This is a genomic window from Candidatus Accumulibacter aalborgensis, assembly GCF_900089955.1.
In the GTDB taxonomy this organism is placed as follows: Bacteria; Pseudomonadota; Gammaproteobacteria; order Burkholderiales; family Rhodocyclaceae; genus Accumulibacter; species Accumulibacter aalborgensis.
Map to the genome: position 1 here is coordinate 50,414 of NZ_FLQX01000145.1, position 22,149 is coordinate 72,562.

The window sequence follows — 22,149 nt, forward strand, 5'->3', positions numbered from 1 at the left end:
CGCTGCCGACCGGTACAGGCAGCAGCGCCTAGCCGGCGCCGCCGTTCGGACGATCACTCGAACCCGGCCGCCGGTCCGACAAGGCGACGCGCTGCGCTCACGATGCTCGCGACGTTGATGGCGAAGAATTCGTAGAGTTCCGCCGCCGGGGCGGACTCGCCAAAACGGTCGATACCGACCACGGCACCGTTGCTGCCGACGTACTTCCACCACAGATCGGGATGTCCGGCTTCGACGGCGACGACCGGCAGTGACGGCGGCAGCACCTCGTGTCGGTAAACCAGCGACTGCAGATCGAAGCGACGCGTGCAGGGCATCGACACGACGCGGGCGGCGATCCCTTCCTGCCGCAGAACGGCCTGTGCCTCGACGGCCAGCTTCAGTTCCGAGCCGGTCCCGATCAGCACGATGGCTGGCGTGCCGCCGTCCGCCTCACCCAGAACATAGCCGCCGCGCCCGATGCTGCCGATTTGTTCGGCGCTCCGCTGCAGTGCCGGCAGGTTCTGCCGCGAGAGCAGCAAGCACGAGGGGCCGTCCCGCCGTTCGAGCGCCGCGGTCCACGCCACCGCAGTCTCCATGGCGTCCGCCGGGCGCCAGACATCGAGACCCGGGATCAGGCGCAGCGAAGCTGCATGCTCGATCGGCTGGTGCGTCGGGCCGTCCTCGCCAAGACCGATCGAGTCGTGCGTATAGACCATCAAGTGACGGAGCTTCATCAGCGCGGCCATGCGAATGGCGTTGCGCGCGTAGTCCGAGAAGACCAGGAAGGTCGCGGTATAGGGAATGAAACCACCGTGCAAGGCCAGTCCGTTGGCGATCGCCGTCATGCCGAATTCGCGCACGCCATAATTGACGTAATTGCCACCGGCATGGCGATTGGCGGACCGCGTACCACTCCAGTCGGTCAGGTTCGATCCGGTCAGGTCGGCCGAGCCGCCGAGCAACTCGGGCAACGCCGGAGCGATGGCTTCGATCACGTTCTGCGAAGCCTTGCGGGTCGCCACAGCGTTCGTCTGAGTGGACAACTGGTCGACCAGGGCGGCGACCCGGTCTTGCCAGTCAGTCGGCAGATCACCCTGCATGCGACGTTCAAACTCGGTCGCCAGATCGGGATAGGCGGCACGATAGGATGCGAAAGCCGTGGCCCAGCTTTGCTCGGCGGCTTCTCCCCTGGCCCTTGCATCCCAGCCACTGCGAACGTCGTCCGGGATTTCGAAGGCGGCAAACGGCCATTCGAGCTGGCGACGGGTATTGGTGACTTCACCGGCACCCAGCGGGGCACCGTGAACGTCGTGGCTGCCGCCCTTGTTCGGCGAGCCGTAACCGATCATCGTCTTGCAGCAGATCAGCGTCGGCCGCCCGGTCTGGGTCCTGGCGATGCGAATCGCCGCCTCGATCGAATCGACATCGTGACCGTCACAACGATGTACCACGCGCCAGCCGTAGGCCTCGAAGCGCTGCGGCGTATCGTCGGCAAACCAGGGTTGCACGTGGCCGTCGATCGAAATGTCGTTGTCGTCGTAGAAGACGATCAGCTTGGCCAGCGACAGACGGCCGGCCAGCGAACAGACCTCATGCGAAATTCCTTCCATCAGGCAGCCATCGCCGATAAAGGCGTAGGTGTAGTGGTCGACCACCTTGTGCCCATCGCGGTTGAAGGTCTCGGCGAGCAGACGCTCGGCCAGCGCCATGCCTACCGCATTGGCCAGACCCTGACCGAGAGGCCCGGTCGTCGTTTCGACGCCGGGAGTCACTCCCAGTTCGGGGTGCCCCGGGGTCTTTGAATGCAACTGCCGGAAGCGTTTGAGTTCCTCGATCGGCAGGTCGTAACCGGAAAGATGCAGCAGGGCATAGATCAGCATCGACCCGTGCCCGTTGGACAGTACGAAACGGTCGCGGTCAACCCAGCCGGGATTCGCCGGATTGTGCTTCAGGTGGCGGCGCCAGAGAATTTCGGCGATGTCGGCCATTCCCATCGGCATCCCGGGGTGTCCGGAGTTGGCCGCCTGGACGGCGTCGATGGCCAGGAAGCGCAGCGCGTTGGCGCAGCGGCGGCGGAACTTGCGGGATTCGGTGGGCAAGAAACTCTCCTTCAAACGGTCATGACTTGGCAAGACACCCGTGATCATGAAAGTCATGACCGTTTCCCTCTCCCCCGACCCCTCTCCCGCAAGCAGGAGAGGGGAGCTTCGCGAGTCGCTGAGGTGACTTTCATGGTAACAGGGCGCGGGAACAAGCGTCGCTAGTGGGACTGGCTGGCACCTTCAGCGCGCACGGCGCTTCTTGTCCATCAACTGCATGATCATCGGCGTGAAGATGATCTGCATGGCGAGACCCATCTTGCCGCCAGGGCAGACGATGATGTTCGGCCGCGACATGAAGGAGTTGTGCAGCATGCTCAGCAGGTAAGGAAAGTCGATGCCCTTCGGGTTGGCAAAACGAATCACCAACATGCTTTCGTCTTGCAAGGGAATATCCTCGGCAATGAACGGGTTCGAGGTATCGACCGTCGGCACTCGCTGGAAATTGACGTGCGTCTGGGAAAACTGCGGACAGATGTAGTTGATGTAGTCCGGCATTCGCCGCAGGATCGTGTCCATCACCGCTTCGGTCGAGTAGCCCCGCTGCCCCTTGTCGCGGTGGAGCTTCTGGATCCACTCCAGATTGATGATCGGGACGACACCGACGCACAGGTCGACATAACGCCCGACATCGACTGATTCGGTCCTGACGCCGCCATGCAGGCCTTCGTAGAAGAGCAGATCGGTATCGGCCGGGAGATCGGACCATTCGGTGAAAGTGCCCGGCGGTGAGCCATACTTCTCCGCTTCGGCGTCGTCGTGAACGTAGTGGCGACTCTTGCCTTGCCCCCTTTCGCCGTATTCGCGGAACAGACCTTCGAGTTCGGCCAGCAGGTTGGCCTCGGGTCCGAAGTGGCTGAAATGATGGTCACCGGCGAGGCTTTTCTCGGCCATCCTCTCGCGCATTTCCAGGCGGTCGTAGCGGTGAAAGCTGTCGCCCTCAATGATCGCGGCGTTGACCTTCTCGCGCCGGAAGATGTGTTGAAAGGCGCGGGTGACCGAGGTCGTTCCGGCGCCCGAGGAGCCGGTAATCGCGATGACGGGGTTCTTGATCGACATCTGGTGTGCCTCCGTTGCGTAAAAGGGAATGATCGGTCGCTGGCGCCAGGGCGCTCAATCGTCGCGGAACAGGGTGCGCGTCGAAAAGAGCGGCGACCGGAATGGCTGGTCCTCGCCGGTTTCATGTTCCCGGTGATAGCGTTCGATGCGTTCGACTTCATCGCGCGAACCGAGTATCACCGGCACCCGCTGGTGCAGGCTGGTCGGTTGTACGTCGAGAATACGTTCGTTGCCGGTCGACGCCAGACCGCCGGCCTGACCGACGATCATGGCCATCGGATTGGCTTCATACATCAGACGCAAGCGTCCGGGTCGGGACAAGTCCTTGCTGTCGCGCGGGTACAGGAAAACGCCTCCGCGCATCAGAATGCGATGGACTTCGGCGACCATCGACGCCACCCAACGCATGTTGAAGTCCGTCTCGCGAACGCCGGTCTTGCCTGCCAGACACTCGGCGACGTAGCGCTGAACCGGCTTTTCCCAGAAACGCTCGTTGGAAGCGTTGATCGCAAACTCGCGGGTCTCCGGCGAGATGACCAGATTGGGATGGGTCAGCAGAAACTCGCCGATGTTGCGATCGAGCGTAAAACCGTGCGTCCCGTTGCCCACGGTCAGCACGAGCATCGCCGACGGGCCATACAGCGCGTAGCCGGCGGCAACCTGCCGGCTGCCAGGCTGCAGAAAATCAGCCGCGGTCGGCTCGCCGCCACTGCCATTCTCGGGGCAGCGCAAGACGGAAAATATACTGCCGACCGACAGGTTGACGTCGATGTTCGACGAACCGTCGAGCGGGTCGAACACCAGCAGGTACTTGCCGCGCGGATTTTCGGCTGGAATCGGGTAGATGTCGTCCATTTCCTCGGACGCCATGGCAGCCAGGTGGCCACCCCACTCGCAGTGATGAATGAATGCCTGGTTGGCCAGCACATCGAGTTTCTTTTGCGCCTCGCCCTGCACGTTCTCACTGCCCTGATCGCCGAGCACACCCGCCAGCGAGCCACGCGAGACGCCCTGTGCAATCGCCTTGCAGGAACGAACGACATCGCTGATGAGCATCGAAAAATCGCCGGCCAGCGCCGGATTCCGGCGCTGCTCCTCGATCAGGAACTTGTTGACATTGGTGCGTCCGCATAGCATGGCGATACTCCTGGCGATGAAACTCTCGTTGGTCCAAAGATTGACCCGATTCTAGTGCTCTGATGCAAAAACGCTAGTTAAACATATTGTTCATTTTCGTTAAGAAAACCTAATCAATAAGAAACACACCATCATCACTTGCGCTGGCGAAGATAGCGGGTGCTGAACACAGAAACGCGGGAAAACTTCGCCGATGTGGCATGCTTGCAGGCTGGCATGCCAACCGATAACAGCAATGATCCTAGAAACCTCTGTTGATGACACGAGAGCCCTTCGACACGCCCGCTACGCGGGCTGCTCAGGGCGAACGGAAGCTCACCCGTTGGGTGAGCCGAAAAAATCCCGTTCGTGCTGAGCCTGTCGAAGCATGAACGGGACTTTCCCCCGCCAACAGAGGTTTCTAGGATGATCGACGACCTCAAGAAGACCCTGTGGGCCACGGCCGACAAGCTGCGAGCCAACATGGACGCGGCTGAATACAAGCACCTGGTCCTCGGCCTGATCTTCGTCAAGTACATCTCCGACACCTTCGCCGCCCGCCGGGATGAGTTGACCCGGCGCTTTGCCGACACCTCGGACGAATACTTCCTGCACGACGTAGACGACGAACTCCTGGCCGAAGAACTGGAAGACCGCGATTACTACAAGGCAGTGAACGTCTTCTGGGTTCCCGAAACCGCCCGCTGGGAGAAGCTGCGCGCTGCCGCCAAGCAGCCGGACATCGGCAAGCGCATCGACGATGCGCTGACCATCGTCGAAACGGAAAACCCCAGGCTCAAGGGAATCCTCGACAAGCGCTACGCGCGCGCCCAGTTGCCCGACGGCAAGCTCGGCGAACTGGTCGATCTGGTGTCCACCATCGGCTTCGGCGACGACCCCGGCCAGGCGCGCGACGTGCTCGGGCAGGTCTATGAATACTTCCTCGGCCAGTTCGCCAGCGCCGAAGGCAAGAAAGGCGGCCAGTTCTACACGCCGGCCTCCATCGTCAAGACGCTGGTCGCGGTGCTCGCCCCGCACCACGGCAAGATCTACGACCCCTGCTGCGGCTCCGGCGGCATGTTCGTGCAAAGCGAAAAGTTCATCGAAGCGCACGGCGGCAAGCTGGGCGACGTGGCCATCTACGGGCAGGAATCCAACCCGACGACGTGGCGGCTGGCGGCAATGAACCTCGCCATTCGCGGCATCGACTTCAACCTCGGCCGCGAACCCGCCGACACCTTCACCCGGAACCAGCACCCGGATCTCCGCGCCGATTTCATCCTCGCCAATCCGCCGTTCAACGTCAGCGACTGGTGGCACGGCAGCCTGACCGGCGACCCGCGTTGGGAATACGGTGACCCACCCGCCGGCAACGCCAACTACGCCTGGTTGCAGCACATGCTCTACCACCTGAAGCCAACCGGCCGCGCCGGCATCGTTCTGGCCAATGGCTCGATGAGTTCGAGTCAGAACAGCGAAGGCGAGATCCGCCAAGCGATGGTCGAGGCCGACGTAGTCGAGGTGATGATCGCCCTCCCCGGCCAGCTCTTCTTCAACACCCAGATCCCCGCCTGTCTGTGGTTCCTCTCCAGGCAGAAAGCTGCCCGTCCGGGGGAAGTGCTGTTCATCGACGCCAGGAAGCTGGGCCGCATGATCAGCCGGGTGCAGACGGAGTTTACCGATGAAGTCATCGACCGCATTGCCGGCACCGTCGCTGCCTGGCGTGATGAGGCGGACGCCGATGACTATGAGGACATCCCTGGCTACTGTCGCAGCGTGAATTTGGCCGAGATCGCCGAACATGGCCACGTCCTTACTCCTGGGCGCTACGTGGGTGCGGAGGCCGTCGAAGACGATGGTGAGCTCTTCGCCGAGAAGATGCTGAAGCTGACCGAGAAGCTGGGCGAACAGATGGCCAAGGGAGCGGAACTCGATGCCTTGATCCGGAAGAAGCTGAGGGGGCTGGGGTATGAGTTCTGAGCCTGTTCGGTCACTCCGAGACTTTGTTAGCCTGCAACGCGGTACAACCTACAAGGGGAATCTGGTTGGTTTGCCAGGTCCCGTTTTGCTTGGATTGGCATCAATAGAGGCTAATGGCGGGTTCCGTCATGGAGGATTCAAAACATACGGAGGCGATTGCCCTGAGAAGATTTCGCTGAAATCGAGCGACTTGTATGTGTCGCTAAAGGATGTGACCCAATCAGGAGACTTGCTTGGGTCCGTATCACGGGTTCCTGCTGAAATTAAATCTGGGCGCCTGACACAAGACACAGTCAAGCTGGTTTTCGACGGCCTCCAGATTAAAAGAGAGTACATCTACTGGCTGCTGAGAACTCCTAATTATCGTGAATACTGCCGTGGTTGCGGGACCGGCACTACAACACTTGGCTTAGCTCGGGACGACTTCCTCAACTATACCGTCCCCCCTCCAACTCCGGCGGACCTTGTGCTAGTGGAGGTACTTGAGGGGGTTGAGAAGCGCATCACCCTCCTGCGTGAAACCAACGCCACTCTCGAAGCCATTGCACAGGCGCTGTTCAGATCATGGTTCGTCGATTTCGATCCTGTCCACGCCAAGCAGCAAGGGCTTGAACCGGAAGGGATGGACGAGACTACCGCCGCACTATTTCCTGACAGCTTCGAGGAATCTGAACTTGGCTTGGTGCCACGGGGGTGGCGGGTGGCCCCATTTGGGGATGTCGTCGACAGCGTTGGTGGCGGCACACCTGACACGAAAGAGCCAAGCTATTGGCAACCCGGTGTGTATTGCTGGACGACTCCCAAGGATTTGTCTGGTATTCAAGTCCCGGTATTGCTGACCACCGAACGTAAAGTCTCAGCCAAGGGATTGGCGAAGGTGAGTTCAGGACTTTTGCCGGCAGGCACGCTTCTGATGTCTTCGCGCGCGCCCATTGGCTATCTTGCCATTACGGACATTCCCTTGGCGATCAATCAGGGTTACATCGCCATGCGGCCCAATAGCGAATTACCGCCTCTGTACATGTTGTTTTGGTGTAAGGAGAACATGGAGGTAATCAAGAGACGAGCCAATGGCTCGACGTTCATGGAAATCAGCAAGAAATCATTCCGCCCAATTCCTGCACTCGTGCCCTCGACGCCAGTGATAGCTGCGTTTATTGGTATAGCGGGCGCCCTGTTTGAGCGCTTGGTCGAAAATGAGAAACAGGCCCAAACCCTTTCCACCCTCCGCGACACCCTGCTCCCCCGCCTGATCTCCGGCCAACTGCGCCTACCGGAAGCGGCGGCGATACTTGAGGAGGCGACCGCATGACACCGACCCCGCCCGCCCTGCCCGAGGGCTACGCCGACTGGCTAAAGCAACTCAAGAGCGACATCGCCCGCGCCCAGCAGCGCGCTGCGCTGGCGGTCAATGGCGAACTGGTACAACTCTACGGCCGCATCGGCCGCGACATTCTGCTGCGGCAGGAGGCGCAGGGCTGGGGGGCGAAAGTGATCGACCGGCTGGCCAATGACCTGAAAGATGCTTTCCCGGACATGCGTGGCTGGTCGTCCAGCAACCTCAAGTACATGCGGTTTTTCGCCCAGCATTGCCCGGAGGGCCGATTTGGTCAGCAGCCTGCTGACCAATTGCCGTGGTTCCACATTGTGACCCTGCTGACCAAACTGGAGACTGCTGCCGACCGTGAATGGTACGCCGGACAGGCGGTGCAGCAGGGCTGGTCGCGCACGACGCTGGAACTGAGCATCAGGAACCGCCTGCGTCAACGCCAGGGGGCTGCGGTGAGCAATTTCATCGCGCGTTTGCCGTCGCCGGATTCGGCGCTGGCGCATGACACCCTGAAAGACCCGTATCTGTTCGATTTTCTCGGCCTGGGTGACGACGCGCAGGAGCGCGAGATCGAGTCCGGGCTGATTCGCCACATCACCCGCTTCCTGCTAGAACTGGGCGCCGGCTTCGCCTTCGTCGGCCGGCAATTCCGGCTCGAAGTAGCTGGTGACGAGTTCTTCATCGACCTGCTCTTCTACCACACTCGCCTGAAACGCTACGTGGTGGTCGAACTGAAGGCCACCGCTTTCAAGCCGGAACACGCAGGCCAACTCAATTTTTACCTTTCCGCCGTCGATGCACAGATCAAGGCGGAGGACGACAAACCGACCATCGGCCTGTTGCTGTGCAAGCAGCAGAACCGACTGGTCGCGGAATACGCGCTGTCCGGCATTGAAAAACCCATCGGCGTGGCCGAATACCAGTTGCTGCGCGACCTGCCGGAGACTCTGGGGCGCAATCTGCCGAGCATTGCCGAGATTGAAGCGGAATTGGCTGGCGAACTGGGTGAGAGCGGTGAGGTGAACGAACCGACATGAGCGAAGACCAGCTCGAACGGGAAGCCCTTGGCTGGCTGGCCGAGGTCGGTTACACGCCGCTGCGCGGCCTGGACATTGCCCCCGATGGCGTCCGCCCGGAGCGCAGCGACTACCGGCAGGTGCTGTTGCGGCAACGCCTGCGGGCGGCGATCGGTCGGCTGAATCCGGGCATTCCTGCAGCGGCGCGTGAGGAGGCCCTGAAACAGCTGGTCGATCTCGGCATTCCTTCCCAACTCGCCGCCAACCGGCGTTTCCACCAACTGCTGGTGGCGGGGGTTCCCGTGCAGTATCAGAAAGACGGGGAAACACGGGGTGACTTCGTGCGGCTGATCGACTGGGCCGAAGCGAAGAAAAACGAGTGGCTGGCAATCAACCAGTTCTCGATCAAAGGCCCGCAGCACACCCGCCGGCCGGACATCATCCTGTTCGTCAATGGCCTGCCACTGGTCCTTCTGGAGCTGAAGAACCCGGCCGACCAGAACGCCGACATCTGGAAAGCCTACAACCAGATTCAGACCTACAAGGAACAGATCCCCGACGTTTTCCAGTACAACGAGCTGCTGGTCATAGCCGATGGCAGCGAAGCACGGGCAGGTTCGCTATCCGGTAATGCCGAGCGTTTCATGCAGTGGCGCACCATCGACGGCGTCATGCTCGACCCGCTGGGGCCGTTCAACGAGCTGGAAACCCTGGTCCGCGGCCTGCTCGCCCCGGCCATTCTGCTCGACTATCTGCGTTTCTTCGTGCTCTTCGAGGACGATGGCACAACGCTGATCAAGAAGATCGCCGGCTATCATCAGTTCCACGCCGTGCTGGCCGCCATCGTTCAGGTGGTGACGGCGTCGCGTCCCGGCGGCAGCCAGAAAGGGGGCGTCGTGTGGCATACCCAGGGCAGCGGCAAGAGCATCACCATGATCTGCTTTGCTGCCCGAGTCATGCGTGAAGCGGCGATGGAGAACCCGACAATCGTCGTCATCACCGATCGCAATGATCTCGACGGGCAGTTGTATGGCGTCTTTTCGCTGGCCCATGACCTCCTGCGTGAGCAGGCGGTACAGGCTGAAACGCGGCATGATTTGCGTGCCAGACTGAGTAATCGGCCTTCGGGCGGTATCGTCTTCGCCACCATCCAGAAGTTCATGCCCGGTGAGGATGAAGACACTTATCCGCTGCTCTCCGATCGCCACAACATTGTCGTGATTGCCGACGAGGCGCACCGCACGCATTACGGTTTCTCGGCGGAGATGAAGCTGGTCAAGGCACCACAGGGTGTTCAGGAAGCCCCGATCAGTGCTCTGACACGCTATCAGGTCGGCTACGCCCAGCACCTGCGCGATGCGCTGCCCAACGCCACCTTCGTGGCCTTCACCGGCACGCCGGTATCCCTGGAAGACCGAGACACGCGTGCCATTTTTGGCGACTACATCCACGTCTACGACATGCAGCAGGCCAGGGAGGATGGCGCTACGGTTCCCATCTACTTTGAATCGCGTCTGGCCAAACTGGCATTGAAGGCAGAAGACTTTCCGCAGATCGACGCCGATGTCGATGAACTCGCCGAGGACGAAGAAGACAGCCAGAAAGCCAGGCTGAAGAGTCGCTGGGCCGCACTGGAGAAAGTGGTCGGTACAGAACCGCGTATCGCCAGCGTCGCTGCCGACCTGGTGGCGCACTTCGAGGAGCGCAACAAGGCACAGACCGGCAAGGCGATCATCGTCGCCATGAGTCGTGAGATTTGCGTCCATCTCTACGACGAAATCATCAAGCTGCGCCCGGATTGGCACGATGCCGACCCGGAGAAAGGCGCCATCAAGATCGTCATGACTGGATCGCCCAGCGACAAAGCGATGCTGCAACCCCATCTCTACAGCGCTCAGATCAAAAAACGACTGGAGAAACGCTTCAAGGACCCCATGGACCCCCTGCGGCTAGTCATCGTGCGTGACATGTGGCTGACCGGATTCGACGTTCCGTGTGCGCATACGCTCTACGTCGACAAGCCGATGAGGGGCCACAACCTGATGCAGGCGATTGCCCGCATCAACAGGGTGTTCAAGGACAAGCAGGGCGGACTGGTGGTGGACTACATCGGCATCGCCAACGAGCTGAAGAGTGCCCTGAAGGAATACACCACCAGCAAAGGTCGAGGCCGACCAACAGTCGATGTTCATGAAGCCTATGCCGTTCTCGAAGAAAAGCTCGACGTGCTGCGGGCACTGTTGCACGGCTTCGACTACAGCGATTTTCTGACGGCAGGCCATAAGCGGCTGGCTGGCGCCGCCAACCATGTGCTGGGACAGAAGGATGGGAAGAGACGTTTTGCCGATACGGCTCTGGCCATGAGCAAGGCATTCTCCCTTTGTTGCACACTGGATGAGGCCAAGGCCGTTCGCGAAGAAGTCGCCTTCTTCCAGGGCGTCAAGGTGTATCTGACCAAGCCTGATATCAGCCAGAAGAAAAAGACTGATGTAGAGCGTGAACTGGCTATCCGCCAGATCATCGGCTCGGCGGTGGTGTCGGAAGAAGTCGTCGACATCTTCAATGCTGTCGGGCTCGACAAGCCGAACATCGGCATCCTTGATGAAGCCTTCCTTGCCGAAGTGCAGAACCTGCCGGAGCGCAATCTGGCGATTGAACTTCTGGAGCGGCTGCTGGAAGGCGAAATCAGGTCCCGCTTTGCCGGCAACATCGTGCAGGAGAAGAAATTTTCCGAACTTCTGGCCAACGTCATCACGCGCTACCAGAACCGGGCCATCGAGACGGCACAGATCATCGAAGAACTGATCGAGATGGCGAGGAAGTTCAAGGCAGTCGCCGAGCGGGGGGACGAACTGGGTCTCACGGAAGACGAAATCCGCTTCTACGACGCACTGGCCAACAACGAATCAGCCGTGCGCGAACTCGGCGACGAGACGCTCAAGAAAATCGCCCATGAACTGACCGCGAACCTGCGCCGGAACCTGAGCGTCGACTGGTCGCAGCGAGAAAGCGTGCGCGCCAGGCTACGCCTGATGGTCAAGCGCATCCTGCGCAAGTACAAATACCCGCCGGACCAACAGGAGTCGGCGGTGGAACTCGTCCTGCAACAGGCGCAAGCCTTGGGCGAAGCATGGCTGTGAGGGCTGCAGTGGCCGCCGAAAGTCGGCACGACCTCACGTGGCGTCCATTGATTCTCGATAATCAATGAGAAACGCCACCATCCGGCAACTGCAGATTTTCTCGGTGGCCGCCACCCATCTCTCGTTTGCCCGGGCGGCGGAGAAACTACATCTGACGCACGCTGCCATCTCGTTGCAGATCAAGCAACTGGAGGAAGTCTCCGGGGCACTGTTGTTCGAGCGGATCGGCAGACGCGTCTTTCTGACCGAGGCGGGGGAAATCCTCCTTGACCATACGCGCCAGATCCTGCAGTCACTGAAGGAAGCAAACGAGGCGCTGCTGGCGCTGAAGGGGCTGCGCGGCGGACGCATCGCCGTTGCGGTCGCCAGCACTGCCGAGTACTTCGCGCCGGGACTGCTCGCCGAGTTTCGCAAGGTGCAGGCCGACGTGCGTATCCGCCTGGTGATCGACAACCGCGACACGGTGAGCCGCCTGCTCGCCGGCAACGAGGTGGATCTCGCGATCATGGGTCGACCGCCCGCCGGACTCGACGCCACGGCCGTCGCCTTTGCCCCGCACCCGCTGGTGATCGTGGCCAGTGCGGACCATCCCTTGAGCAAACTACCCAATGTCGCCGTCGAAGACCTCGAAAGCGAAACGCTGATCGTTCGCGAAACCGGGTCGGGGACGCGCTCGGCAATGGAAGAGTTCTTTCACGAGCGTTCGATCAAACCGCGCATCGGAATGGAGATGGCCAGCAACGAGGCCATCAAGCAGGCGGTTATCGCCGGGCTGGGCATCAGCTTCATATCCCAGCACACGCTGGGACTCGAACTGAGCGCCGAGCGTCTGACCATCCTCAAGGTCGAGGGAACGCCGGTGATCCGCCGCTGGCACATCGTCCGCCACAAGAGCAAGCACCTGACCCCCGCCCTGGCCGCGTTCTGGGACTTCGTCCTCGAGTTCGCTCCGGGTTATCTGAGAAAGCTGGTCTGCTGACAGCGCTGCAATCAGGCAAAACCGGTTTGTACTGCCTCGGGTATCGACACTCGGGGAGGCTGCGGGCGATCAACCGTAAAAACGATCCGGGCAATACATCCGGGTGGCTGGTCACCCTTCGCGTCTCTGCTATTCGGGCGCAGACTGGCTGCTGCCTCGTGCAGTTCGGCGATCTCGCGAACGATCGCCAGGCCCAGGCCACTTCCCTCACCATCCGTTCCCTCACCCCGGTAGAACCGGTCGAAGACCTTGTGGGATTCCTCGTCGGAAATCCCCGGTCCGCTGTCTTCAATCTCGAGCAGAGCGAAGTCGCCCTGCGCCACCACGCGCGCGGTCACCCGTCCGCCGGCCGGGGTATACCGCAGGGCATTGTCGAGCAGATTGTTGATCATCTCGCGCAACAAGAAGGCACTGCCCCGAATCAGCACCGCGCCAGCCGGCTCGTAGCCGAGATCGATTTGCTTGTCAAGCGCCTGGACCACCCAGGTCTCGACGATTTCCCGCAGCAGTTGATCGAGATCGAGCGGCACCAGCGACTGCTGCGCGAGCCCGCTCGCTTCGGCGCGTGCCAGCACCAGCAACTGATCAACGAGGTGCGAAGCCCGATCGACGCCGATCAGGATCTGTCTTAGCGCGTGCCGCAATTCTGCCGGGTCGCTCTCGCGCATCGCCCACTGCGCCTGCGTCTTCAGGCCGGTCAGCGGAGTCCGCATCTGATGGGCGGCATCAGCGATGAAACGCCGCTGAGCATCCACATTGAGCTGCATTCTTCCCAGCATGGAGTTGAACGCTTCGGTCAGCGGTCGCAATTCTTCAGGGACGCGACGCAGCGCGATCGGCGAGAGATCAGCTTCGCGACGCGCCTGAATGCGGTCGCGCAGACGGGTCAGCGGACGCAATCCCTGGGTCAGACCGAACCAGACCAGCACGACGGCGAGTGGAATGATCACGAACTGCGGCAGGATCACGCTGGCAATGATCTTGTTCGCCAGTTGTGAGCGCTTTTCCGTCGTTTCACCCACTTCAATCAGCACCCAGCGATCGGCTGGCGCATCGACATCGAACAGGTAGAGGTAGGCAACGCGCAGCGCCTGGCCGCGGTACTCGTCATCGCGAAAGCGGATGTCGCCGTGATCGTTCTTCAGGAACTCGTCAGGGCGCTTCGGCGCCGGCAGTTCGCGGTCACCGGCGATCAGCGTGCCGTCACGGTCGATCAGATGAAAATAGACGTTATCGATCTCGTCCGAGCGCAGGAATACCTGCGCCATTCCGGGCAGCGCGAGCTGCGGGTGCCCATTCGCGAAACTGACCTGGCGCGAAATGGTGGCCACATGTTCGCGCAACGACTGATCGTAGGGAAAGCCGACCACGCTGTTGGCAAAATAATGCGTGAAGGCTATGCTGATCGGCCACAAGAAAAGCAGCGGCGCCAGCATCCAGTCCAGAATCTCGCCAAACAGCGAGCGCTGGTCGTCAGGACTTTCTCTCTTCGGCCGGTTTCTCAAGATAGTAGCCGAGCCCACGCACGGTAATGATGTTCGCTCCGGTTGATTCGAGCTTCTTGCGCAGGCGGTGGACATACACCTCGATGGCGTTGTGGCTGACCTCCTCGCCCCACCCGCAAAGGTGATCAACCAACTGGTCCTTGCTGACCAGTCTCTTTGCCCGCAACAGAAGAATCTCGAGCAGGCCCAGTTCACGCGCGGAGAGTTCGAGCATTTCGCCATTCACCAACGCGCAGCGGTCCGACTGATCGAAAGTCAGTGAGCCGCACTGGATCATCCGCGAGGTCCCTGATGATCGACGGCACAGCGCCCGCACACGGGCTTCGAGTTCGGCCAGTTCGAAGGGCTTGGCCATGTAGTCGTCAGCGCCGAGATCGAGTCCCTTGACCCGATCGTCGATACCATCGAGCGCCGTCAGGATCAATATCGGCGTGCTGGAATTGCGCGCCCGCAAACGACGCAGCACGTCCAGCCCGGGAAGCCTGGGCAGGCCCAGATCGAGGATCAGCAGGTCGTAGGCGTTGGTCATCAGCGCCGTATCCGCGTCGACGCCATTGTCGGCGCAATCGATCGCATAGCCCGCGTGCCGCAGTGAGCGGCAAAGGCCATCAGCAATGATTCTGTCATCCTCAGCGAGAAGAATACGCATGATTTTCGGTTCTTCGCCCGGCGTACGTAAGCTCGTTGTAAGCCCCCGCTTTTATGCTACGCACGCTGTTCTCCTTTTATGGTCCTGGAGTTCTGGTTGCAGCCCGAACTCGGGGAGTGCCCAACGACTGCACCGGGTGCTCCCCGCCACTTTTTGCCGAACCGCAGCACGCGGACCACGACGACGCCATTCTGGCCCTGCCGCATCTGGCCACGTTTTCGCGCCGCTTCTCTCGGGGCAGCAGAGCGCTCGTCCGCACTCTGCGAGTGTAACAAAACTCAGAGCACCGTCTGCGCCAGTTTCACCCAATAGCTCACGCCAAAGGGCAAGATCTCGTCGTTGAAGTCGTAATGCGGATTATGCAGGGTGCAGCCGCCCGTGCCGGGGCCATTGCCCAGCCAGACGTAGCAACCCGGTCGCTCGCGCAGCATATAGGCAAAGTCCTCGGCTCCCATCGAGGGGAGTTCGTTGTCGCGAACCTTGCCGGGACCCAGCAATTCGCTCGCGACGCGCCGGCAGACCTCGGTTTCGGCCACACTGTTGACCGTGGGTGGATAGCAATGGTCAAAGCGCACCGAGATCTGCGCCCCGAAAGCGCTGGCGATTCCACTGCAAAGCCGTTCAACCGCGTGCTCGACCAGATCCTGGGTTGCGGCATTGAAACTGCGGATGGTGCCGCGCAGAACGGCGTCGTCGGGGATGATATTCCATGCTTCACCGGCGTGGATCTGCGTCACGCTGACCACCGCCGACTCGCAGGGATGCACGTTTCTGGCGACGACGGTCTGCAGCGCCAATACCAGTTGGCTGCTGACGACCAGCGTATCGACACCCTCGTGCGGCATGGCCGCATGACAACCGTGCCCGCGCACGATGATTTCGAAAGCACAGGTGCCGGCCATCACCGAACCCGGCATCACCGCCATTTCACCGACCGGGATACCCGGCCAGTTGTGCAGACCAAAAACCGCATCCATCGGAAATTCAGCGAACAGTCCATCGGCGATCATTACCGCGGCGCCTCCCTCGGACTCTTCGGCGGGCTGAAAGATGAAATAGACGGTACCGTTGAAATCCAGATCTTCCCTGTGTTCGGCCATGTAGCGTGCGGCGCCGAGCAGCATCGCGGTGTGGCCGTCGTGTCCGCAGGCATGCATGTGCCCCTCGTGTCTCGAACGGTGTGGGCAGTCATTCTTCTCCAGCAAGGGCAGCGCGTCCATATCGGCACGCAGACCGATCGCACGCGGACTGTTCCCCCGGCGCAAAATGCCGACGACGCCGGTTCTGGCCAGTCCTCGGTGCACCTGCAATCCATAGCTGGTCAACTCGCGAGCGACCAGCTCGGCGGTCCGCGTCTCGTGGAAAGCGAGTTCAGGGTAAGCGTGGATGTCACGCCGAATCGTCGCGAGTTCGGCGAGAAAAGGGATGTTCAGCGTTGTCATGGGCCCTGACCTGAGAAATTGGCGTACTCAGTGTATCAGTGTATGCGAGAGTGACTTGTTGTGGAGCAAGGCATCCGTTATGCTTCGTAACATGCATCTCGTTCTCATCAGCGGCCTGTCCGGCTCAGGCAAATCGATCGCGCTCAGAGTGCTTGAGGACGCCAATTACTATTGCGTGGACAACCTGCCTTCGCGCTTGTTGCAGCCGCTTGTCGAGCAACTCGACCAGCAGGGCTACGACAATGTCGGCGTGGTGATCGATATCCGCGGCGGCGATAGTGTGGCGATGCTGCCCCTGCAGCTTGACGCCCTGCGCGCCGACGACCTCGAACTGCAGTTCCTGTTCCTCGACGCGCAGGACGGAACGCTGATCAAGCGCTATTCCGAAACACGCCGTCGACATCCGCTGGCCAGCGACCTGCTGACGCTCACCGAAGCGATCGTCGAGGAACGCCTCCGCCTTGCTGGCCTGGCAGCGCTCGGACACCATATCGATACCAGCGGCGTCAAGGCCAGCGTACTGCGCGAGTGGGTCCGCCAGTTCGTGAACATGGAGGCTTCCGCAGACCCCTGTCAGGGTCTGACGCTGTTGTTTGAATCGTTCGGCTTCAAACACGGCATTCCGCTCGACGCCGATCTGGTGTTCGACGTGCGTTGCCTGCCCAATCCGCACTATGACCCCAACCTGCGCCCGCTGACCGGCCTCGACGCGCCGGTCATCGACTTCCTTGAGGCTGAATCCGACGTGCTGCGCATGCGCGGCGACATTACCGCTTTCGTGCGTGCGTGGCTGCCCTCGTACGTGCAGGACAGCCGCAATTACCTGACCGTAGGCATTGGCTGCACGGGCGGTCAACATCGCTCGGTTTACCTGGCCGAGTGGCTGGGGCGTGAGTTTCGCAACTGCGCGCGCGTACTCGTCCGGCACCGCGAGATGCGCTCGCTGACGACGCCTTCTCGTGCCGCGCCATGATGCTCTGGGTCGGGCTGCTCAGGCCTGGCGACTGGCTGGTCATGGTGTTTGGCCTGGTGGTCTGTGGGGCAGCGTTTCCGTTGGCCTGGCAGGCCGGCAGCGCTGAAAAAGCGATCGTCCGGCAGGGCGGCGAGGTCTTCTCGGAACTCGACCTGTCGCGCAATCGCCGAATCGACGTGCCGGGTCCATTGGGTATCACGACCGTCGTCATCGACCAGCGTCGAGTACGCGTTGCCTCGGACCCCGGCCCCCGCCAATACTGCGTGCGTCAGGGCTGGCTGGCGCGCGCCGGCGAGATCGCCATTTGCGCTCCAAATCAGGTGAGCGTTGAGGTTCAGGGGAGCAAACGGCCTTACGATTCGCTGTCCTACTGAAGCCGAGCCGCCGAGCTACCAGACCGGCCGCGAAGGTGCCTCGCCGCAGTAATTGCCGAAGCCGGTTATGGGTTATAATCCGCCGCTCAATCCGAGGAGCGCTGCAGGGCCGTCGATCGATGGTTTCAGGCTCGGATTCCTTGAACGGCGCTCATCCAACCAACCCGTGCCGGGTATGGGAAGATGGGTGAACGCCCGCTGAAATTCTCCAGCAGGGCACATGCCACGACTTCTCTGCCCCGGTCACAGTCATGATGGAGCCCTACTGTGATGGATGCTTTTGCCCAGACTCAAGACTACGTGATTGCCGACCTCGGCCTGGCCGAGTGGGGCCGCAAGGAAATCCGTATCGCGGAAACCGAAATGCCGGGCCTGATGGCGATTCGCGAAGAGTTTGCCGCGGCCAGGCCGCTTCAGGGAGCCAGAATCACCGGCTCGCTGCACATGACCATCCAGACGGCGGTGCTGATCGAGACGCTGACCGCTCTCGGCGCCGACGTGCGCTGGGCGTCGTGCAACATCTTCTCGACGCAGGACCACGCCGCCGCAGCCATCGCCGCATCCGGCGTTCCGGTCTTCGCCGTCAAGGGTGAGTCGCTGCAGGACTACTGGGATTACACGCACCGCATCTTCGAATGGTCCGGCGGGGGCTACAGCAACATGATCCTCGACGATGGCGGTGACGCGACCCTCCTCCTGCACCTCGGCGCCAGGGCCGAAGGCGATCCTGCAGTTCTCGCCAATCCAACGTCCGAGGAGGAAACCATCCTCTTCGCGGCGATCAAGGCCAGGGTGAACAGCGATCCGACCTGGTACTCGACGCGCCTGGAGGCGGTCAAGGGAGTGACCGAGGAAACCACCACGGGCGTCCATCGCCTCTATCAGATGCACGCCCGCGGCGAACTGAAGTTCCCGGCGATCAACGTGAACGACTCGGTCACCAAGTCCAAGTTCGACAACCTGTACGGTTGTCGCGAGTCGCTGGTCGACGGTATCAAGCGCGCCACCGACGTCATGATCGCCGGCAAGGTCGCCCTGATCGCCGGTTACGGCGACGTCGGCAAAGGCTCGGCGCAGGCCATGCGCGCCCTTTCCGCGCAAGTATGGGTCACCGAAATCGACCCGATCTGCGCCCTGCAGGCGGCGATGGAAGGCTACCGCGTAGTGACCATGGACTACGCTGCCGACAAGGCCGATATCTTCGTCACCTGTACCGGCAACTACCATGTGATCAACCATGAACACATGCGCAAGATGAAGGATCAGGCGATTGTCTGCAATATCGGGCACTTCGACAACGAAATCGATGTCGCATCGGTCGAAGGCTACGCCTGGGAAGAGATCAAGCCGCAGGTGGACCATGTGATTTTCCCCGACGGCAAGCGAATCATCCTGCTCGCCAAGGGTCGCCTGGTCAACCTCGGCTGCGGCACCGGGCACCCGTCGTACGTGATGAGTTCCTCGTTCGCGAACCAGACGATCGCCCAGATCGAACTATTCTCGCGCACCGCCGACTACCCGGTGGGAGTCTACACGCTGCCGAAGCATCTCGACGAAAAGGTCGCTCGCCTGCAACTCAAGAAGCTGAACGCGCAGCTCAGCGAACTGACCGACCAGCAGGCGGCCTACATTGGCGTGCCCAGGGAAGGTCCGTACAAATCCGACGCCTACCGCTACTGATGCCGGACTCCGACAAGGGCTTGCCATGCGCCTGATCGTGGTCTGGTTGATCAACGCCTGCGCGCTGCTGGCCGTCGCCTACCTGATGCCATCGATCCACGTGGCGTCGTTCGCTTCGGCGCTGATCGCGGCGCTGGTGCTCGGGTTGGTGAACACCGTCCTGCGCCCCTTGTTGATCCTGCTGACGCTGCCGGTGACGGTGCTGACGCTAGGTCTTTTCCTTGTCGTGCTGAACGGCCTGATGTTCTGGCTGGCCGGTTCGCTGCTGGCGGGCTTCGTCGTCGGCGGCTTCTGGTCAGCGGTGTTCGGCGCCATTCTCTACAGCATCTTCTCGTCGATCCTTTCCTCGCTTCTGCCAACGCAGAAAAGCTCAAGATAGTCTTGTGATGACCAAAAACCTTCGCCATTTCAGCCTTGAGCTTTTCCCACCGCAGACGCCCGAGGGGGCGGCGAGGCTGCGCGTAGCGCGCGACCAGATGGCGCTGCTGAAGCCCAGATTCTTCTCGGTCACCTTTGGTGCCGGCGGGTCGACGCGTGACCGCACACTGGCGACGGTACTCGAAATCCAGCGCGAAGGACATCAGGCGGCACCGCACCTGTCGTGCATTGGGTCGACGCGCGAGAGCATTCGCGGCATCGTCCAGGAGTATCGTGCGCAGGGTATCCGGCACCTCGTCGCGCTACGCGGCGACCTGCCGTCTGGAATGGCGCAACCGGGCGCGTTTCGCTACGCCAACGAACTGGTCGAGTTCATTCGCGCCGAAACGGGTGACTGGTTCCATATCGAGGTCGCTGCTTACCCTGAATACCACCCGCAAGCGAGAAGTCCGATGAGCGATCTCGAGGCCTTCAAGCGCAAGCTGGAAGCTGGCGCCAATTCGGCAATCACGCAGTATTTCTACAATTTCGACGCCTACGCGCACTTCATCGACGCCTGCCAAGGCGTCGGTATCGACGTTCCGATCGTTCCGGGCGTCATGCCGATTTCAAGCTATAGCAGTCTGGCACGCTTCTCGGACAACTGCGGCGCCGAGATCCCACGGTGGATCAGGAAAACGCTCGAAAGCTACGGCGACGATTCGGCGTCAATCCGTGCCTTTGGACTTGATGTCGTGAGTCAGCTTTGCGAAAAACTGCTGGCCAGCGGCGCACCCGGCCTACACTTCTACACGCTCAACCAGGCATCGCTGACCACTACCCTCTGGCAGCGCCTCGGGCTTTCCCCGGCTGCGGAGGCATGAAGGATTACTACGCCGTGCTGGGCGTCGCCAGCGATGCATCAAGCGAAGAAGTCCGCCAGGCTTACCGCAAGAAGGCCTTGCAGTTTCACCCTGACCGCAACCTGGATTCTGACGCGACGGACAAGTTCCGTGACGTTCAGGAAGCCTGGGATGCTCTTTCCGACGCCAGTCGCAGAAACGCCTACGACGAAAATAGACGCCGCAACCTGCTCGACAAGCCACTGGAAACCGCTCGGGAAATCTGGAAGAACTATCTTGAAGGAGTACTGCATTGAGGCTGTCGACATTCTTTGAAGATCTGAAGTCCGCCTATGAGGCCGAACTGGACGACTTGATGACCGACTCGGCGGGGCACGACGTGCTCGCCAAGCGACTGCAAGCCAAGCGAGGCCAGCTTCCCCAACTGCTACCGATGATCGAGTGCAATCCCGAAATGGTGGCTGTCGCCTTCCACGGCGGAATGCGCTTCCTCAGTTCCGCGGTGATGCGCGACGTGGTCGCACAGGAGCCGGAGGACCTTCCTTCCTGGTCGACGCTGCTCGACTCCGTCGAACTGGCCCCGTGGGCCGAAACGCTGGCCGGGATCGCCCTTGATGACCCGAACGGCGAGCGGTTCATGGTCGTGACCGCCTGCCTGGAATATCTCCAGGGCACAGCCGACCGTTCCTCGGAGTCAGGCGATCGGCAGGACGATGGCGAGGACGATGCGGAAGGGTCAGACGACCAACTCGATCGCGATCTCGACGAGGCAGGCGCCGACTGGCTTTCGGAACAGGGCTTTGATCGGAAAGATCGCTTTGCCGGGGATTGAGCCAATGAACCATCCTGCAGTCGTGAAAGCTGAAAAACTGATCCGTGCCGGCGATATCGTCGGTGCCGAAACAGCGCTCGCTTCGCTGGTCGAGAGCGAGGGAGACGATGCCCTGGTCGTCATTCTCGACGATTTTCCGGCCAAGGACTTGCTGGCCGTTCTTCGCGACTTCGATTCTTCTCGCGAATCAGTCGTCAGTCTGCTGGTTTCCCCCGAACAGTTTGCCCGCGCGGTAGTCCTCGAACGGCGCTATGGCGATCCCAGTCACGAGCGTCTGCGTGGCATGATCAACGCAGTCGTCTTTCGGGCAGGCGGTGAGCCTGGCGAGTTCCTGGAAGCGATCGCCAACCTGGACGGCGGCTGCGATGCGCTGGCCGATTATCTGTGCGACCGCGCCGAAAACGTCGAATACTTCTTCAGCAACGGCAGTTTTGATTTTTTTGGCGATGGCGACGACTCGGCCGCCGAGTTGAGCGACGATGAACGCCTGGACGCGCTGTCCGAACCCGACGCCAGCCCGCCCTTTGTTACCCACAGTGAAGTCAACGATCATGACTGGATGGAACTGAGCTGGACACTCCGTTATCAGCACCCGGAAGTCTTCCGCGACGTGCTGCTGATTCTGCGCGCCCGAGCACGCGCTGAGGAAGGTCAGCAGGCACAGGACGAGAACCCTGGCCTTGTCGGCGAACCGCCAGGAAGCTCCCGCGGACCAGAGGAAGAATCGGCGCTGTAGAGCCGCGTCAGCGATGGCATCAGACCGCTTGCAGCCC

General features: G+C 61.2%; 19 protein-coding genes and 1 riboswitch. Of the genes, 13 read left to right on the forward strand and 6 right to left on the reverse strand.

Annotated features, from left to right (window positions below):
- Positions 1 to 53: 53 nt before the first annotated feature.
- The 3 genes from tkt to ACCAA_RS17665 form a co-directional block, all read right to left on the reverse strand.
- Positions 54 to 2,081 carry a transketolase gene (tkt, locus tag ACCAA_RS17655; protein WP_245754653.1) on the reverse strand — a complete coding sequence of 676 codons (2,028 nt, stop codon included), beginning with the start codon at positions 2,079 to 2,081 and terminating at the stop codon, positions 54 to 56.
- Positions 2,082 to 2,264: 183 nt separating this feature from the next.
- The gene (locus tag ACCAA_RS17660; protein WP_186408567.1) at positions 2,265 to 3,140 is read right to left on the reverse strand and encodes a phosphoribulokinase; all 876 of its coding nucleotides are present in this window, start codon (positions 3,138 to 3,140) and stop codon (positions 2,265 to 2,267) included.
- Positions 3,141 to 3,194: 54 nt separating this feature from the next.
- Positions 3,195 to 4,277 (reverse strand): class 1 fructose-bisphosphatase, encoded by a 1,083-nt coding sequence (locus ACCAA_RS17665; protein ID WP_186408568.1) that lies wholly within the window; start codon positions 4,275 to 4,277, stop codon positions 3,195 to 3,197.
- A gap of 405 nt (positions 4,278 to 4,682) precedes the next feature.
- Here ACCAA_RS17665 and ACCAA_RS17670 point away from each other — a divergent pair, with 405 nt between their 5' ends.
- The 5 genes from ACCAA_RS17670 (at position 4,683) to ACCAA_RS17690 (ending at position 12,701) form a co-directional block, all read left to right on the forward strand.
- Complete coding sequence (locus tag ACCAA_RS17670) at positions 4,683 to 6,236, forward strand: class I SAM-dependent DNA methyltransferase (protein ID WP_186408569.1); 1,554 nt, start codon at positions 4,683 to 4,685, stop codon at positions 6,234 to 6,236.
- Positions 6,226 to 7,548, forward strand: a complete 1,323-nt coding sequence (locus tag ACCAA_RS17675; protein WP_186408570.1) for a restriction endonuclease subunit S — start codon at positions 6,226 to 6,228, stop codon at positions 7,546 to 7,548. Before ACCAA_RS17670 ends, ACCAA_RS17675 begins: the two co-directional genes overlap by 11 nt.
- Positions 7,545 to 8,603: a PDDEXK nuclease domain-containing protein gene (locus ACCAA_RS17680; protein WP_186408571.1), complete on the forward strand. Its 1,059-nt coding sequence runs from the start codon at positions 7,545 to 7,547 to the stop codon at positions 8,601 to 8,603. The genes ACCAA_RS17675 and ACCAA_RS17680 overlap by 4 nt, the downstream gene beginning before the upstream one ends.
- Entirely contained in the window at positions 8,600 to 11,722 is a 3,123-nt protein-coding gene (locus ACCAA_RS17685; protein ID WP_186408572.1) for a type I restriction endonuclease subunit R, read from the forward strand. Before ACCAA_RS17680 ends, ACCAA_RS17685 begins: the two co-directional genes overlap by 4 nt.
- Before the next feature lie 64 nt (positions 11,723 to 11,786).
- Complete coding sequence (locus ACCAA_RS17690) at positions 11,787 to 12,701, forward strand: LysR substrate-binding domain-containing protein (protein WP_186408573.1); 915 nt, start codon at positions 11,787 to 11,789, stop codon at positions 12,699 to 12,701.
- 11 nt (positions 12,702 to 12,712) lie between these two features.
- Here the strand turns inward: ACCAA_RS17690 and ACCAA_RS17695 are convergent, their stop codons facing one another.
- The 3 genes from ACCAA_RS17695 to ACCAA_RS17705 form a co-directional block, all read right to left on the reverse strand.
- Positions 12,713 to 14,206, reverse strand: a complete 1,494-nt coding sequence (locus tag ACCAA_RS17695) for a sensor histidine kinase N-terminal domain-containing protein (RefSeq protein WP_245754654.1) — start codon at positions 14,204 to 14,206, stop codon at positions 12,713 to 12,715.
- On the reverse strand, positions 14,175 to 14,855 hold the full coding sequence (locus ACCAA_RS17700; protein WP_186408574.1) for a response regulator transcription factor: 681 nt from the start codon (positions 14,853 to 14,855) through the stop codon (positions 14,175 to 14,177). The genes ACCAA_RS17695 and ACCAA_RS17700 overlap by 32 nt, the downstream gene beginning before the upstream one ends.
- Positions 14,856 to 15,133: 278 nt before the next feature.
- Positions 15,134 to 16,297: a M20 aminoacylase family protein gene (locus ACCAA_RS17705; RefSeq protein WP_186408575.1), complete on the reverse strand. Its 1,164-nt coding sequence runs from the start codon at positions 16,295 to 16,297 to the stop codon at positions 15,134 to 15,136.
- A 91-nt stretch (positions 16,298 to 16,388) separates the two neighbouring features.
- On the opposite strand from ACCAA_RS17705, the gene rapZ reads away from it, so the two are divergent.
- The 8 genes from rapZ to ACCAA_RS17745 all read left to right on the forward strand — a co-directional run bounded on the left by rapZ (position 16,389) and on the right by ACCAA_RS17745 (position 22,112).
- On the forward strand, positions 16,389 to 17,270 hold the full coding sequence (gene rapZ / locus ACCAA_RS17710; RefSeq protein WP_186408576.1) for an RNase adapter RapZ: 882 nt from the start codon (positions 16,389 to 16,391) through the stop codon (positions 17,268 to 17,270).
- On the forward strand, positions 17,270 to 17,644 hold the full coding sequence (locus tag ACCAA_RS17715) for a NusG domain II-containing protein (protein ID WP_186408601.1): 375 nt from the start codon (positions 17,270 to 17,272) through the stop codon (positions 17,642 to 17,644). Before rapZ ends, ACCAA_RS17715 begins: the two co-directional genes overlap by 1 nt.
- Before the next feature lie 87 nt (positions 17,645 to 17,731).
- A riboswitch (S-adenosyl-L-homocysteine riboswitch) is annotated at positions 17,732 to 17,804 on the forward strand.
- 110 nt (positions 17,805 to 17,914) lie between these two features.
- Positions 17,915 to 19,324, forward strand: a complete 1,410-nt coding sequence (gene ahcY / locus ACCAA_RS17720; RefSeq protein WP_186408577.1) for an adenosylhomocysteinase — start codon at positions 17,915 to 17,917, stop codon at positions 19,322 to 19,324.
- A gap of 25 nt (positions 19,325 to 19,349) precedes the next feature.
- Positions 19,350 to 19,703, forward strand: a complete 354-nt coding sequence (locus ACCAA_RS17725) for a phage holin family protein (protein ID WP_186408578.1) — start codon at positions 19,350 to 19,352, stop codon at positions 19,701 to 19,703.
- A gap of 7 nt (positions 19,704 to 19,710) precedes the next feature.
- A complete protein-coding gene (gene metF / locus ACCAA_RS17730; RefSeq protein WP_186408579.1) occupies positions 19,711 to 20,565 on the forward strand; it encodes a methylenetetrahydrofolate reductase [NAD(P)H] in 855 nt (284 codons plus the stop codon).
- Positions 20,562 to 20,840: a DnaJ domain-containing protein gene (locus ACCAA_RS17735; protein ID WP_186408580.1), complete on the forward strand. Its 279-nt coding sequence runs from the start codon at positions 20,562 to 20,564 to the stop codon at positions 20,838 to 20,840. Before metF ends, ACCAA_RS17735 begins: the two co-directional genes overlap by 4 nt.
- Entirely contained in the window at positions 20,837 to 21,376 is a 540-nt protein-coding gene (locus ACCAA_RS17740) for a hypothetical protein (RefSeq protein ID WP_186408581.1), read from the forward strand. Before ACCAA_RS17735 ends, ACCAA_RS17740 begins: the two co-directional genes overlap by 4 nt.
- Before the next feature lie 4 nt (positions 21,377 to 21,380).
- Entirely contained in the window at positions 21,381 to 22,112 is a 732-nt protein-coding gene (locus ACCAA_RS17745; protein ID WP_186408582.1) for a hypothetical protein, read from the forward strand.
- Positions 22,113 to 22,149: the final 37 nt, after the last annotated feature.